The sequence below is a fragment of the Kribbella sp. NPDC051137 genome (assembly GCF_040682535.1).
Taxonomy (GTDB): Bacteria; Actinomycetota; Actinomycetes; order Propionibacteriales; family Kribbellaceae; genus Kribbella; species Kribbella karoonensis.
On sequence record NZ_JBFBBI010000004.1, the window covers coordinates 811,726 to 825,862 of the forward strand.

Sequence of the window (14,137 nt, forward strand, 5' to 3'; positions counted from 1 at the left end):
CCGAGCGTCAGCGCAGCTGTCGCCTGGACGTGACGCCGAGCTTCGCGAAGACCTTTCCCAGATGCCACTCGACGGTGCGCGGGCTGATGAACAAGCGGTCGGCGATCTCCGCGTTGGTCAAACCGTCGCGGACCAGTCGCACGATCTGCGTTTCCTGCGACGTGAGGGTGCCGGCTTCCGAGTTCGTTGCCTCGCGCACCTTCTCGCCGGTGGCACCGAGCTCGCGTACGGCGAGCGCGGCGAAGGAAGCCATTCCGCGATCGGTGAACAGGGAGTGCGCGGTACGCAACTCGCGGCGCGCATCGTTGCGCCTGCCGCGCCGCCGCAACCACTCTCCGTAGTACAGGTGGGCGCGGGCCAGCTCGCCGCGGATCCGGGTCCGCTCGAGTCGCATGATCGCTTCTCGGAAGTGCGATTCAGCGCAGTCGTCGTCCGCGAGCATCGCCCGGCAACTGGCCGTCACACCCAGTGCCCAGTCGGTGCCGCTGGCCTCCGTCATGCTCGTCAGCTGCGCCAGGGCCTCTGCGCCCGTTTCAGGCCGGCCGGCATGGGCCGCGGCGGTGACCAGCTCGGCGAGGGAACACAGCGTGACGTAGCCCATCTCACGCTGCGACTCGGTCGCTTCGAGCGCTGCGGTCGCCGCCTCCTGATAGCGGCCCAAGCTGTTCGACAAGACGGCCCGCAGCCACGCCACGGCGATCAGTGTGACTCCCTCGCCGCGCTTGGCCGCATCGTCGGCCATCGCGTCGATCATCTCGGTCGCCTGTTGAACATGTCCGCGCCAGATCGCCAGCAGCACTCCTCCGTAAGAGGCATCGAAAATGCCGGTCGCCTGACGAGCGGCATCGAAGTCTTCCACCAACGACTCTGCTTTGGACAGCTCTCCCTGGACCACCAGGTTGACGATCTGCATCGTCAGCGCGATCGGCAGCGAGGCGCGACTCTCGTCCCGTGCACGCTGCTCGTAGCGGCGGCTGATCAGGTCCCAGGCTTCGTCGTCCCACAGGTCCACCGCGACCATGCCGAAGAACCACTCCAAGAGGAAGTCGGAGCCACCGGTCGGCGTGGTGTCGCAGAACTCGGCTACGGCCCTCTTCAGGACCGCGGCAGCTGCTGGGTAGCCGTCGCGGTATCGGATGGCGAGACCGTGGATGAGCACGTCATTGGTCGTTTCAGGCCCCGGATCAGCAAGATCGTCGGCCGCTTCGGCCATCTCACGCAGCGTGAGTCCAGGGGCGACGTCGGCGAGGAACCAGCTCGCCCGGATGGCCTCCAAATAGGTGAGGCGCGCCGTCTCCGCGTCGATCACCTGGAGTCGTTTCGCCGCCTGGAACAGCGATTCAGTCGCATCTCGCCCCCGTCCGAGGGCGAAGGCGCTGCGTGCATAGAGCACGTCGGCCTGTGCTTTCTCGAGGGCGTCCAAGGGGGTGGCCTCGGCCAGCGCGACCAGTCGCGGCGCCTCGGTCGGCATGCCTCCCTCGTAGGTAGCGTTCGCTGCTGCGAGCAGCCGCTGACCGCGCCGCCTCGCGTCAGGCGTCAGCCCTGCCGCGCGCTCCAGAAACGCTGCCGCGGCGGCTGCTGCGCCACGCGCGTGCGCACGCCGGGCACAGAGCTCCAGATCAGCGGCGATGGCTTCGTCAGGCTCCTCCGCGGCCGCGGCGCGATGCCAGGCTCGGCGATCAGGATCCGTACCCGGATCGGTCACCTGGCCCAAAACCTGGTGGGTGCGGCGCCGTTCCTCGCTCGTGGCGGCGCGATAGATCGCCGACCGCAGCAGCGGGTGCCGGAAACGCACTCGCGCGCCGAAGTCCACAAACCGTTCCGCTGCCTCGCGCGTCGCTGTCTCGACATCCACCGCGATTCCGAGGCGCTCGACCGCGCGCCACACGAGTGCCGGATCGCCAAGCGGTTCAGCCGCCGCGACCAGGAGCACCTGCCGCGTCATGGGCGACAGCATGGCGATCTGTCGCCGGAAGCTCTCCTCGATACGGCCGGGCAGCACGACGGGCCCGAACATACCGAATCCGCCTTCCAGCTCGGCCCGAGTGAAGCCGCGTGGGAGCTCGAGCAGAGCCAGGGGGTTGCCACGGCTCTCGGCCACCACGCGATCGAGTAGCCGCTTGTCCGCCGGTCCGGGGTAGACCGATCCGAGCAGCGTCCGCGCCTGGGCGTCGGACAGCCCACGGACCCGGGCATCCGGTAGGCCCTTCAGCTCGGTGACCTCGCCGCCGTCCGTCGGCTCACGGACCGCGAAGATCATGGCGACCGACTCGGCACGCAGCCGCCGCGCTACGAAGCCGAGGACCTGGGCCGATGCGCGATCCAGCCATTGGGCGTCGTCGATCAGGCACAGCAAGGGACGGTCCCGCGCTGCCTCGCTGAGCAGACCCAGTACCGCCAGGCCGACGACGAACCGGTCCGGCGGCTTGCCCGGGGCGAGGCCGAAAGCCGTGCGCAACGCCTCCTGCTGTGGGCCAGGCAGTCTTTCGACAGCCTCGAGCACCGGCCAGCACACCTGGTGGAGGCCGGCGAAGGCAAGCTCCTGCTCGGACTCGACTCCACTGGCGCGCACCGAGCGCCAGCCGGCCGCCTGACCCGCCACGTACTCGAGCAGGACGGTCTTGCCGATCCCCGATTCGCCGCGGAGGACCAGAGCCTTGCTCTCACCCGACCCCACGTCGTCGACGAGCCGATCGAACAGATCGCACTCGTCGCGCCGGAACTGCATCACAGGACTAGCGCTTCGGGTCCGGCAGCACCCGACGCCCCGGGTGCGTCGACCTGCCCGTCATCGCGAGACCTCCTACGCTGTGTCGGCAGTCTGTCAGAGCATCCTATTCTCGCTCATAGGTGCCGCGACGCGAGGAGTAGCAGTGTTTCGGCTCGCAGACGTCTAGTTGCGCCCGGCCATGACCCCGCCGTCGACATTGAGGATCGCGCCTGTCACCCAACTGGCGTCGTCCGAGAGCAGGTACGTGATCGCCGACGAAACATCCTGAGCTGAACCGACGCGACCCAACGGATGGAAGCCGTTGAAGCTCTCGATGGTCGCCTCGATCTGCTCCGGCGGGACGAACGCACGGTAGATGGGCGTCGCCACGACTGCTGGTGCCACGGCGTTGACCCGGATCTGCTGGGCGCCGAGCTCAACCGCCAGATTGTGAGTCAATGCGTGCAGCCCGGCTTTGCCCATCGAGTAAGCACTGGACGGCGTTGCCGCGACGGCCTGGTGTGCCCACATGCTGCCGATGTTGACGATCGCACCCCCGCTACCGGCCGCAACCATCCCGCGTACCACCGTCTGTGTCAGGAAGTAGATGGCGCGGCTCAGCTCGAGGTACGAGTCGTAGTCTCCCCCGTCGTGGTCGAGGAACGGCTTCGGGACGAAGACGCCGGCCGCGTTGACCAGGAGTGTGGCGTCCGCGTGCTCGGTTGCCAACTGGTGCTGTGTCCGTGCGACCTCGTCGCGGTCGGTCAGGTCGGCCACGATGCCCCACGCCTGGCCCGCACCGGACAATGTCTTCACGGTCTCGTCGACGTGCTCCTGGTCGCGGCCGACGATGACAGCTGTACCGCCGCCGTGCACGACGTCGATGGCTGTCTGCCGTCCCAGCCCGCTGCTTCCTCCGATGACGACGAGTTTGCGACCGTCGAAGTTGTACGTCATGAGTGCTCTCCCATCCCTGTCATTTCCATCTCGAACTTGTTCTGGTCGATGCCCACGGGTGCCAGCCTGCGGCCGAGGAAGTCCTTCATCAGTGCGGCCACTTCCGGCCCCGCGCTCTCGAGAAGGAAATGCCCTCCGTCGAGCAGGTGGATCTCGGCGTCGACGGCGTCCTGCGTGAAGGCCTCTGCGCCGGCCGGGCCGAAGATCTCGTCACCACGGCCCCACACAGCCAGCACCGGCACCCCGCTGGAGCGCAGGTACTCGTGCAGGTGCGGGTACATGGCCGGGTTCGTCTCGTAGTCCCGGAACAGCGCCAGCTGAATCTGGTCGTTGCCGGGCCGGGTCAGCAGGTTGTAGTCGTGATGCCAGGTATCCGGACTCACGAGAGTCTCGTCGGGGACGCCGGTCACGTACTGCCAGCGCGTGACCTCGAGGGTCAGTGCCTGCCGGATGGCCGTCTCGGTCTCCGGTGTCTGCTCACGCTGGTAGTCCCAGACCGTGCGCCAGAAGCTCTCCACGAACCCTTCGTCGTACCCGTTTCCGCTCTGGGTGACGATGGCGGTGACCGCTTCGGGCGCGCGCAGCGCCAGCCGCCAACCGATCGGCGCTCCGTAGTCCTGGACGTAGAGCGCGTACCGCTCGACGTGCAGAGCCGCGAGCAGTCCGGCAGTCAGGTCGGCGAGCGCGTCGAAGGTGTAGCCGAAGTCGCCTGCCGGTGGAGCGTCCGACAGACCGAAACCGAGGTGATCGGGAGCGATGACCCGGTAGTCCGCAGCCAGCACCGGGATCAGGTTGCGGAACATGAACGAACTGGTCGGGAACCCGTGCAGGAGGACGACGACCGGCGCGTCCGGCGGCCCGGCCTCACGGTAGAACAGCTGTCGTCCGGCTACGTCGACGTACCGGTGGTGAACAGGTGCCATCTCGATCTCCTTGGAATAGCCGGTGCGGACCGGATCTGTTCACCATGGCGGCGCGCTCTCCCCGCTCGCCTCCGGCAGTACCCCGGTCTGCTCCGACGCGAGGGTTCTCGACCGGGGTGCGCCTGGTGTCCTCCCGGATGCGGCCGGACAGCAGAGCCCCGACGATGTCGGCATGGTGACCCGAAGCGTGCCGTGTGACGTGACCGAGCTCAGAGCGCTGTTCCTGTTCGAGAGGCTCGACGACGAACAACTGGACTGGCTGTGCCGCAATGGGCGCGTGGAGGTGTTCGAGGCCGGCTACATCTACCGGGAGAACGACGTCGCGACCTCGTTCTACGTACTGCTCGAGGGCGAGCTGGTGATCTCCCGCCGGGTCGGCCACGAGGACGCCGAGATCAACCGGACCAGCCAGGTCGGCGCGTACGCCGGAGCCTGGCGGCCGTTCTTCGGCGACGGCGTGAGCCAGACGCTGGACAACACCTTGCGGGCGACCCGGAAGTCGCGGCTGTACGTCCTGGCCGCGGACCGGTTCGCCGCGATCATGCGCGAGTGGTTCCCGATGCCGCTGCACCTGCTGGAGGGGTTGTTCCTCGGCATGAAGAACACACAGCGCGCGATCAGTGAACACGAACGGCTACTTGCCCTGGGCTCCTTGTCGGCGAGCCTCATGCACGAGCTGAACAACCCCACCGCGGCGGCGATGCGTGCCACGGCCGCACTGCGGGAACGACTCGCCGGACTGAGACGGACCGAGTCGGGCATCGGGCACGACGTCGACCGATCGGTCTGGCGGTCGTTGGAAACACTTCAGGCGAAGGCCCTTCAGCACCTACCGGACGCTCCGGCGCTGAGCCCGCTCGATACGACCGACCGTGAGGACGAACTGACCGACTGGTTCGAGGCCCACGGACTCACCAACGGCTGGCGGACGGCTCCCACCTTTGTGCAGGCCGGGTGGGACGTCGAGTGGCTGGAAACAGTCGCCGACGTGGTCGGCGACGGCCCGGGCCTCGAGGACGCCTTCGACTGGCTGCATCAGACTGTCGACCTCGAACTCTCACTGAACGAGATCGATGACTCGACGTCCCGAATCTCCACCCTGGTGACGGCAGCCCAGCAGTACTCGCAGGTGGACCGTACGCCGTACCGGGAGGTCGACCTGAACCAGCTGCTGGAGAGCACTCTGATGATGCTCGCTCACACGATCGGCGACACCGTCACGGTGGTCACCGATCTCGATCGCAGCCTGCCGCCCGTCCCGGTGTACGCGGCCGAGCTCAACCAGGTGTGGACGAATCTCGTCGAGAACGCCGTCTACGCGATGAACGGCCGCGGCCGGCTGACCGTCCGCACCGCTCGTGACGACAATCAGGTCGTGGTCGAGATCGGCGACACCGGACCGGGTGTGCCGGAGGAGATCAGAAGCCGCATCTTCGAACCGTTCTTCACCACCAAACCGGTCGGTGCGGGTCCGGGCCTGGGCCTCGACATCTCCTGGCGGATCGTGGTCGGCAAACACCACGGAGACCTGTCAGTCGAGTCCTCACCAGGAGACACGCGCTTCACGGTCCGTCTGCCGCTCGGCGAGCGCAGCCCAGGGCGATCCACAGACGCGGCAAGTGATGGCCCCAGTGGTCGCTGAGCTGGTGTGGCTGATCTGTCAGGCCTTGCGAAGGTCGGGAGCGGGCGCACCGAGGAGGTCGAGGCGCGCGCGATCCCACGCGGCATGCATGGCGGCCTGGACCGCCTTGGATGAGTAACCAAGAATCCGCACAGCGGCGCCACGGCCCGCAGGCAGCTCCGTCGCCCCGGCCAGCACCTCCGGTACGCCGGCGAGCGCGTCACGAAGGAAGGCGACCAGCTCAGATGGAGGCGTGCGGGAGCAGAGCACGTAGAAGCTCGCCAGAACGTCGTAGTCACCGAGTACTCCCGGCGAGTCCGGACCGTCGAACTCACCGGGCCGGAGCCGCAGTGTGTCGGCGAACCACAATGAACCGTCCACTCCCCGGACCTCGGTGTCGGCCCAGAACAGGTCGTACACGTGTGCCTCGTCGTGCGCCACCCGCCCCGGCAGGAGAGTCTCCCCGAGGATCACCGTCGCGTCTTCCGCCACGGTCAGGCAGGTCCGCTGGTACAGCCGCGACCCGCGGAACGGGATGACGGGGTCAGGCAGGTACTCGAGCACGGCGCCTGCTCCGACTCGGAGGTTGACCAATTGCGTCGAGAAGCTGTCGTGCGCCCGGAAGACCTTCGTGGCGGCCTGCGTCGTCAGGTGGACGGCGGAACCAGGCCCGCAGTCCACGTCGATCCGGTACCGATCGCCCTGGACAAAGCCATCACCCTGTTGCTGCAGGAACACGAACGCCATGTCGGGCCGTAGCGGATCCAGATAGATCGGCCGGTACACGTAGAGCGGAGACCGCTGGTACTGCCGGACGACCCTGGTACTACCGGCCCGCGACGCCAGCGCCAGATCCAGCACCCCGAGCTTTCCCGCGGCGCCGACACCCAGCGCGTCCTTCACGTCAACGCCGAATGCGCGCACTTCGGCGGGAACCGCCGGAGGTGCGCACCAGGCCTGATCGTCCCGTTCCGTCATGCTGGAGCGAGTTCGCCGATCACCGCACGGATCCGGTCGGCGACCTCGTCGAGACCGTCACCCGTGAAGCAGTTGGTGAACACGAACGGACGGCCGGCTCGCACTGCGCGGGCGTCCCGGTCCATCACCGACAGGTCGGACCGGGCCAGATCGGCCAGGTCCACCTTGTTGATGACCAGGAGATCCGAGTGCGTCACACCGGGACCACGCTTGCGGGGGATCTTGTCGCCCTGAGCAACGTCGATCACGAACACGAAGTAGTCGGCCAGGGCAGCACTGAAAGTCAGTGTCAGATTGTCGCCGCCGGACTCGACGAGAACGACGTCGGCGTCGGCGAAGCGGTCGGTCAGCTCGGCGACCGCTTCGAGGTTCATGCTCGGGTCGTCGCGCACCGCGGTGTGCGGACAGGAACCGGTCTCGACGCCCACCACTCGGTCCGGCGCCAGGACGCCCGCCAGAGTTCGTCGTACATGCAAGGCGTCCTCACTGGTGAAGATGTCGTTGGTGACGACCAGCGGCCGATGGCCGGCGGCAATCAGCATCGGGACCAGCGCCTCGATCAACGCCGTCTTGCCGGAGCCGACCGGGCCTCCGATACCGATCCGCGGGATCCCAGGCGCCCGCACCGAGGCGAGCCGGGACACCAGGTCGTGATCGTGATCGTGCCCATGTCCATGGCCGTGCGCGTGTGTATCCATGAAGCCACTTCCTCTCAGCTAGCTGGCGAACAGCCGAAGCTCGGTCTCCTCGTGCCGCATCGCCATCACGTCCAGCAGCGGTGTGCAGCTGGTGATGTCGGGAATGTCCTTGTCGGCCGCATGCCGAGCCGCGGCGGCCAGAGCCGCGCGTACGTCGAACAGCACCGCCTGCGCCGTGCCGTGATCGGTGAGCGCGAGCCGCACCGCGGCCGCGGTCCAACTGGCCGCGAACGCGAACAACTCGCCGGCGACCGACTCCAGACGTGGTACGCCGAGGGATGCGCTGAGCACTCCGAGGACTACCGCATGGTTGCCCGGTGATCGTCTCGCCGCGACTTCTTGTGCGTACAGCGCGAGCGCTCCGGTTCCAAGAGCCGCCGTCGCGACGCGCAGGAGCGCGCGCCCGGTACGGGTCGACGTCTCCCGCGCCTCCCGCGACAGCTTGACGGCGGTCAACCTTTCGTCGGCGCGGCTGACCAGGTCCAACTCGAGCGACTCCGGACCGGTTGTCGCGCGATGCGCACACGCCAGGCCAACGCCTTCCGACGGGCCGACCGACAGCCGGACCTGATCGCGTAGCAGGGCTGAGAGAAGCGCGGGGTCGCTCGGCATCGTGAGTCGACCGGACTGTGCCAAGGTCTCCAAGCCGTAGGACAGTGTGTAACGACCACTCGGAAAGGCCGAGTCGCTCAGCTGCAGCACGGACAGAAGCCCGGTCAGCCGGTCGGGACCCGGCAAGTCACCGGGCATCAGACGATGTAGTACAGCTGGGACATGGAGACCTCCTCCGACGCGGGCACGACGGCCGGTCGACCGTCCACCGCTACCTGGTACGTCTCGGTGTCGATCGCGATGTCCGGCGTCAGATGGTTGCGTGCCATCTGCGCCTTCCCGACAGTGCGGCAGCCACGCACCGCTTCGATCGATCGGTCGATTCCAAGCCGCTCCATCACGCCCGTCGTTGCCGCCGCCTGCGAGACGAACGTGACCGACGTACGCCCCGCCGCCTTACCGAGCCCGCCGAACATAGGTTGGAGCAACACCGGCTCCGGCGTCGGAATCGATGCGTTCGCGTCACCCATCACCGACCAGGCCACCATTCCGCCCTTGATCACACACTTCGGTTTCACCCCGAAGGTGTTCGTCGGCCACAACACGATGTCGGCAAGCTTGCCCGGCTCCAGCGACCCGACCACGTGGCCGATCCCGTGCGTGCGCGCCGGGTTGATCGTCAGCTTTGCGAGGTATCGCAGGATCCGCTGGTTGTCGTCACCCGCGGTCTCCCCGGGTAGGCTCCCGGTCAGCTTCTTCATCTTGTCTGCGGTGCGCCAGCAGGTCGACACGGTGTCGCCGACGCGCCCCATCGCCTGCGAGTCCGACGAGTACATGCTGAGCACACCCATGTCGTGCAGAACATCTTCTGCCGCCTCGGTCTCGGCGCGAATCCGGGATTGGGCGAACGCGACGTCCTCGGGATTGTCGGGGTTGAGGTGGTGCGTCACGATGGTCATGTAGAACAGGTTGTCCGTCGTGTCCGTGGTGTACGGACGGGTCGGATTGGTCGACGACGGCAGCACGTTCGGAAGTGAGGCGATCGCCATCATGTCCGGTGCATGTCCACCGCCCGCACCCTCGGTGTGATAGCTGTGGATCGTCCGGCCGTCGATCGCGTCGAGCGTGTCCCCGAGATACCCGCCCTCGTTGAGCGTGTCGGCGTGCAGCGCGACCTGTACGTCGTACTCGTCGGCCACCGTCAGCGCACAGTCCAGGGCCGCCGGCGTCGCGCCCCAGTCCTCATGGACCTTGAGTCCGCACGCGCCTGCCTCGACCTGCTCACGCAGACCCTCCGGACGGCTGCTGTTGCCCTTGCCCATGAAGCCAACGTTGACCGGCAGGTTCGCCGTGGCCTCGAACATCCTGGCCAGGTTCCACGGGCCGGGTGTACACGTCGTACCCTTCGAACCGTCAGCCGGACCCGTGCCGCCGCCGATCATGGTGGTCACCCCACTGGACACGGCGTGCGGGACCTGCGCCGGTGTCAGGAAGTGAACGTGCGAGTCGATCGCTCCCGCCGTCGCGATCAGACCCTCGCCGGAGATCACTTCGGTGCCGGGACCGATGAGCAGGTCGGCGGACACTCCGTCCTGCACCTGCGGATTCCCGGCCTGACCAATTCCGACGATCCGCCCGTTCCGCACGCCGATGTCGGCCTTCACGATGCCGATCACCGCGTCCAGCACGATGACGGAGGTGATCACCAGGTCCAGCGCCCCGTCGGCGGTGCGCAGGCCCGGTATCTGCGCCATGCCGTCGCGGATCGACTTCCCGCCGCCATAGATCGCCTCCTCGCCGGGAAGGATCAGACTGCGTTCGACCCGAGCCAGCAGCTCTGTGTCCGCGAGCCGGAAACGATCGCCGGCGGTCGGACCGTACAGCGAGGCGTACTGCCTTCTCGAGATCGTCGTCACGACTGATCCTCCGCTCCGGAGAACCCACGTTCGCGTGCCCGGGTGATCGCGCGGGCCCGCGAACGGGGGTTTGACGCTGCGCCGTCGAGCAGCGCGCTGAAGCCGACCACCCGGAGCGAACCCCCGAACTCGACCAGGCCCACCTCGCGCTCGTGACCCGGCTCGAAGCGGATCGACTGCCCCGACGGCACATCGAGCCGCATTCCCAGGGCCGCCGCCCGATCGAAGTCCAGCGCCCGGTTGATCTCGAAGAAGTGGTAGTGCGAGCCGACCTGGATCGGCCGGTCGCCGGTGTTCCGCACCGGCAGACGCACAGTGCGCCGACCGGCGTTGATCTCGATGGGCTCGTCGGACAGCAACCACTCGCCTGGAATCATCTTGTCCCCTACGGAATCGGGTTGGCGACGGCGACGAGCTGGGTCCCCGTCCGGAACGTCGCCTCGACCTGTACCACGTTGACCATCTCCGGCACCCCCGGCATCACGTCGTCGCGGGAAAGCACCTGCTTACCCAACTCGGTCACCTCGGCGACCGACCGCCCGTCCCGAGCAGCTTCGAGCAGCGCCTCGGTGATCAGCGCGATCGACTCGGGGAAGTTCAGCTTCACGCCGCGCTCTTTGCGCCGGCGGGCCAGCTCGGCGACCTGGTAGATCACCAGCTTCTCGATCTCCCGGGGGCTCAGCATCATCGACGACACCCACGTCTCGATGCGCGGATCCCCGGGACCAGCCTCGGTCATCTCGTCAGAACCCGGCTAGGCCCTGTGGGCTGTTGTAAGGGATCTCAACGCTGGTGATCTCGCTGAGCGAGCCGTCAGGCTGGACGGCGTACCCGATCAGCTTGGAGGCGTTGGCGTAGATCTGGTACAGGTAGCTGCCGTCCGGAGTCATCAGGTTGTCGCTCGGTCCGCTGCTGACCGTGCCGTTCAGCGCCCGGAACGTCCCGTCACCCGGCACCTTGGGGCAGGCCGAGTCGTGGACCAGCGATACCACGTCGCCGTCGATACGGAAGCTGCTGATGTTGCTGTAGCCGAAGTTCGTCGCGAAGACCCACCGGTCGTCCGGCGACACCGCGAGCCAGCACAGCTCCGACGGGAGGCCGGCGCTGGTGTCGATCTTCACCACCGGGCCGGTGCCGATCTTGCCGTCCTCACCGAGAGTCGCCAGCGCGACCCCGTCCGCCACGGCATAGCCGATCACGAATTGGTTCGGCCGGCGGTGAAGGAAGGCAGGATAGAACGGCGAACCGCCGCCGCCGTCCTGGAACATTCCCTCGCCCAGCGAACCGTCCGGCCGCACATGGAACACGACGATGCCGTCCGGGTCGGGAGCGTTGGAGGCAACGGACTTCTTCGAGCCGTCGGGCTGGTCGGCCCAGAGGATCGGCGACCCGTCCGGGTTCGGCTTCGCCGGCTCGTCGAAGGTCGTGCCGACAACGAGGAATCTCTCGTCCGGCGACAAGACGACCATGGTCGACACCCGCAGCGACTTGTCCGGCGTGTTCACCGTGTACCCCTCCGGCCGTGCCTTCAATTTGCCGTCGGCATCTACCGACATCAGTCGGACGTGGTCGGGCCCGAAGGAGTGCAACACGTAGAGCGTGCCGGTCGACGGCAGGTAAGCCAGCGACTTCGCCGTACCGCTGCGGCCGGTCACAATGTTGCCGGTCCGCTTGACGTCGATCAGCATCAGCTTGCCGTCTTCGCTCACACCGAAGCTCGAGACGGAGTTGTCGCCGCCGTTGGTCGCGAACAGGAAGCGCTTGTCAGCGGTGAGGATCACGCTGCCCGCGGCCTCGAACGCGTTCGGCGCGCTCTCCTGGCCGCTGATCGGCTTGTAGACGCCGGATCCGGCACCCCCAGTGGGGATCCGCTCCACCTCATTGATCGTCCCGTCCGTGGCCCGGGCGTAGTGAATGACGAAGTTCCTGACCTCGTTCGTCTGGATGTACAGGTGACCCGGGGCACGCATGCCTTGCTCCATCAGTGTGTCTCCAATTCTTGATCTGACCGGGCCCGGGGCTCGTCTGTCCGTACGACGGCGCCCGACGACCACGATCCGCTGGCCGGGGCAATACGTCGCAATCCTGCGAGCGCACCTGGACGCGTCGCATCGGGGAACACCCGAGCCTGCAACCCCAGTCACCCGCTGCGGCACCACCCCACCGAGGGGTACTTGGCGGTGCGACTCGGCGATGCCCTAGGCGAACACGGATGCGATCAGAACAACCCACTTGCTTGGCTCGACGCGATGACCCTCAATCCCAACTCGCCGCGGACGAGATCGCCCGCAACCGGGGGGCCGTCGACGAGGTGGCGTTGAAGACCGCCCGCGCTGCCGGGGTGACCGACACGGAGATCAGCGAGGTCGTCGGCAACCTCGCGCTGAACATCCTCACCAACTACTTCAACATCGTCGCCGACACCGACGCAGACCTCCCGGTCGTGACGCCACACGACCACGGCTGACCGTCGAACCCGAGCTCTCAAAGGAGTCATCATGCACAACCTGTTCGTCCGTTCCTTGCCGCCGCTGCTCGCGGCCGCGGCCGCTACCGCCGGCGCTGCCGGTATCGCCAGTGCCCAGGTGCCGGCACCGGACACCACCGGCGTGCGCGTCGTCGGCCACGTCTATGAAGCCACCAACTCGCCGACCGGCAACGCCGTCCAGGTCTTCGATCGGCTGCGCAACGGGCAGTTGCGCCCGCAGAGCACCGTCGCCACCGGAGGATTGGGGCTGGGAGTGTCGCTGGCATCACAGAACGCGCTGGTCCGTCACGGCGATCTGCTCTTCGTGGTCAACGCCGGCGACGACACGCTCTCCACCCTGGCAATCACCCAGCGAGGCCTGGTCAAACGCGACGTCGAGCCGACAGGCGGCGACCGACCCGTGAGCGTCACGGTCCACGGAAGCACCGTGTACGTCCTCAACCAGGCCGGCGGAACGATCAGCGGCCTTCGCGTCGGTCCGGACGGTCGGCTGAGCCCGCTTCCACAGTCAACCAGAGAACTCAGCAAAGTCGACGGCGTGGCCGCGGCAGCCGCGCAGGTCTCCTTCACTCCGGACGGGCGTCATCTCCTCGTCACACACAAGGGCGACCAGACCATCGACACGTTCGCCGTCTACGGCCGGTACGCGGGCCGTGCAGTTCCTGGTCGCTCCGCAGGCTCCACGCCGTACGGATTCGACTTCGACCGGAATGGCCACGCCATCGTCTCTGAGGCGGGGCCGAGCGCTGTGTCGTCGTACGCCGTCCGTTTCGGCCGGCTTCGCACAATCAGCCCGTCCGTGAGCGACACGCAGGCCGCCGCATGCTGGCTCGTCACCACCCGCGACGGGCGCCACGCCTTCACGGTCAACGCGACGAGCTCCACCATCTCGTCGTACCTCATCAGCCCCGACGGTCGGCTCACCCTTCTCGATGCTGTCGCCGGTCGCACCTCGGCTGGTGGCACGGACGCGGCCCTCAGTCCCGACGGCACGACGCTGCAGGTTCGCCTCGGCAACGGCGACGTCGCCTCGTACGCCGTATCGCACAACGCAACCCTGACACGCCTACAGGACACGTCAGGCACCGCGACGAGCGGAACCGCCGGCCTCGCGACTGACTGACGCCATAGCCGACCGCCTGCTCGTGCCACCGCGGCACACCAGACTGTGCACCGCTGCGCTCGGCCGAGATTGCCGGGGGGAGGAGTACGCCGGGGTACCGGGAGGTTGAGTGCATCGGCGCGGTCGGGTGCGCTTGGCAGGGAGTCGCCATGTTGCGTCGGCGAGACACGG

General features: G+C 67.4%; 12 protein-coding genes and 1 pseudogene. 3 read left to right on the forward strand and 10 right to left on the reverse strand.

Features of this window, described 5'->3' with window-relative positions; translation table 11 throughout:
* Window positions 1-7: 7 nt before the first annotated feature.
* The 3 genes from AB0M51_RS25035 to AB0M51_RS25045 form a co-directional block, all read right to left on the reverse strand.
* Entirely contained in the window at window positions 8-2,728 is a 2,721-nt protein-coding gene (locus tag AB0M51_RS25035; protein ID WP_363750648.1) for an AAA family ATPase, read from the reverse strand.
* 165 nt (window positions 2,729-2,893) lie between these two features.
* Window positions 2,894-3,667: an SDR family oxidoreductase gene (locus tag AB0M51_RS25040; protein WP_363750650.1), complete on the reverse strand. Its 774-nt coding sequence runs from the start codon at window positions 3,665-3,667 to the stop codon at window positions 2,894-2,896.
* Window positions 3,664-4,590, reverse strand: a complete 927-nt coding sequence (locus AB0M51_RS25045) for an alpha/beta hydrolase (protein ID WP_363750652.1) — start codon at window positions 4,588-4,590, stop codon at window positions 3,664-3,666. The genes AB0M51_RS25040 and AB0M51_RS25045 overlap by 4 nt, the downstream gene beginning before the upstream one ends.
* A 172-nt stretch (window positions 4,591-4,762) precedes the next feature.
* On the opposite strand from AB0M51_RS25045, the gene AB0M51_RS25050 reads away from it, so the two are divergent.
* A complete protein-coding gene (locus AB0M51_RS25050; protein ID WP_363750654.1) occupies window positions 4,763-6,232 on the forward strand; it encodes an ATP-binding protein in 1,470 nt (489 codons plus the stop codon).
* Between the two features lie 18 nt (window positions 6,233-6,250).
* On the opposite strand, the gene AB0M51_RS25055 is transcribed toward AB0M51_RS25050, so the two are convergent.
* The 7 genes and pseudogenes from AB0M51_RS25055 to AB0M51_RS25085 all read right to left on the reverse strand — a co-directional run bounded on the left by AB0M51_RS25055 (window position 6,251) and on the right by AB0M51_RS25085 (window position 12,325).
* On the reverse strand, window positions 6,251-7,114 hold the full coding sequence (locus AB0M51_RS25055) for an urease accessory protein UreD (RefSeq protein ID WP_363750656.1): 864 nt from the start codon (window positions 7,112-7,114) through the stop codon (window positions 6,251-6,253).
* A 71-nt stretch (window positions 7,115-7,185) separates the two neighbouring features.
* Window positions 7,186-7,887 carry an urease accessory protein UreG gene (gene ureG, locus AB0M51_RS25060; protein WP_363750658.1) on the reverse strand — a complete coding sequence of 234 codons (702 nt, stop codon included), beginning with the start codon at window positions 7,885-7,887 and terminating at the stop codon, window positions 7,186-7,188.
* Window positions 7,888-7,905: 18 nt separating this feature from the next.
* Window positions 7,906-8,637, reverse strand: a complete 732-nt coding sequence (locus AB0M51_RS25065; protein WP_363750660.1) for an urease accessory UreF family protein — start codon at window positions 8,635-8,637, stop codon at window positions 7,906-7,908.
* Window positions 8,637-10,355 (reverse strand): urease subunit alpha, encoded by a 1,719-nt coding sequence (ureC, locus tag AB0M51_RS25070; protein WP_363750662.1) that lies wholly within the window; start codon window positions 10,353-10,355, stop codon window positions 8,637-8,639. Before ureC ends, AB0M51_RS25065 begins: the two co-directional genes overlap by 1 nt.
* Window positions 10,356-10,435: 80 nt before the next feature.
* Window positions 10,436-10,732 (reverse strand): annotated as a pseudogene (locus AB0M51_RS25075) (urease subunit beta); the annotation flags it as partial.
* A gap of 8 nt (window positions 10,733-10,740) precedes the next feature.
* The gene (locus AB0M51_RS25080; RefSeq protein ID WP_363750827.1) at window positions 10,741-11,043 is read right to left on the reverse strand and encodes an urease subunit gamma; all 303 of its coding nucleotides are present in this window, start codon (window positions 11,041-11,043) and stop codon (window positions 10,741-10,743) included.
* A 55-nt stretch (window positions 11,044-11,098) separates the two neighbouring features.
* The gene (locus tag AB0M51_RS25085) at window positions 11,099-12,325 is read right to left on the reverse strand and encodes a hypothetical protein (RefSeq protein ID WP_363750664.1); all 1,227 of its coding nucleotides are present in this window, start codon (window positions 12,323-12,325) and stop codon (window positions 11,099-11,101) included.
* 266 nt (window positions 12,326-12,591) lie between these two features.
* Here AB0M51_RS25085 and AB0M51_RS25090 point away from each other — a divergent pair, with 266 nt between their 5' ends.
* On the forward strand, window positions 12,592-12,822 hold the full coding sequence (locus tag AB0M51_RS25090; protein ID WP_363750666.1) for a hypothetical protein: 231 nt from the start codon (window positions 12,592-12,594) through the stop codon (window positions 12,820-12,822).
* 55 nt (window positions 12,823-12,877) lie between these two features.
* Window positions 12,878-13,966 (forward strand): beta-propeller fold lactonase family protein, encoded by a 1,089-nt coding sequence (locus tag AB0M51_RS25095; protein WP_363750668.1) that lies wholly within the window; start codon window positions 12,878-12,880, stop codon window positions 13,964-13,966.
* Window positions 13,967-14,137 lie beyond the last annotated feature (171 nt).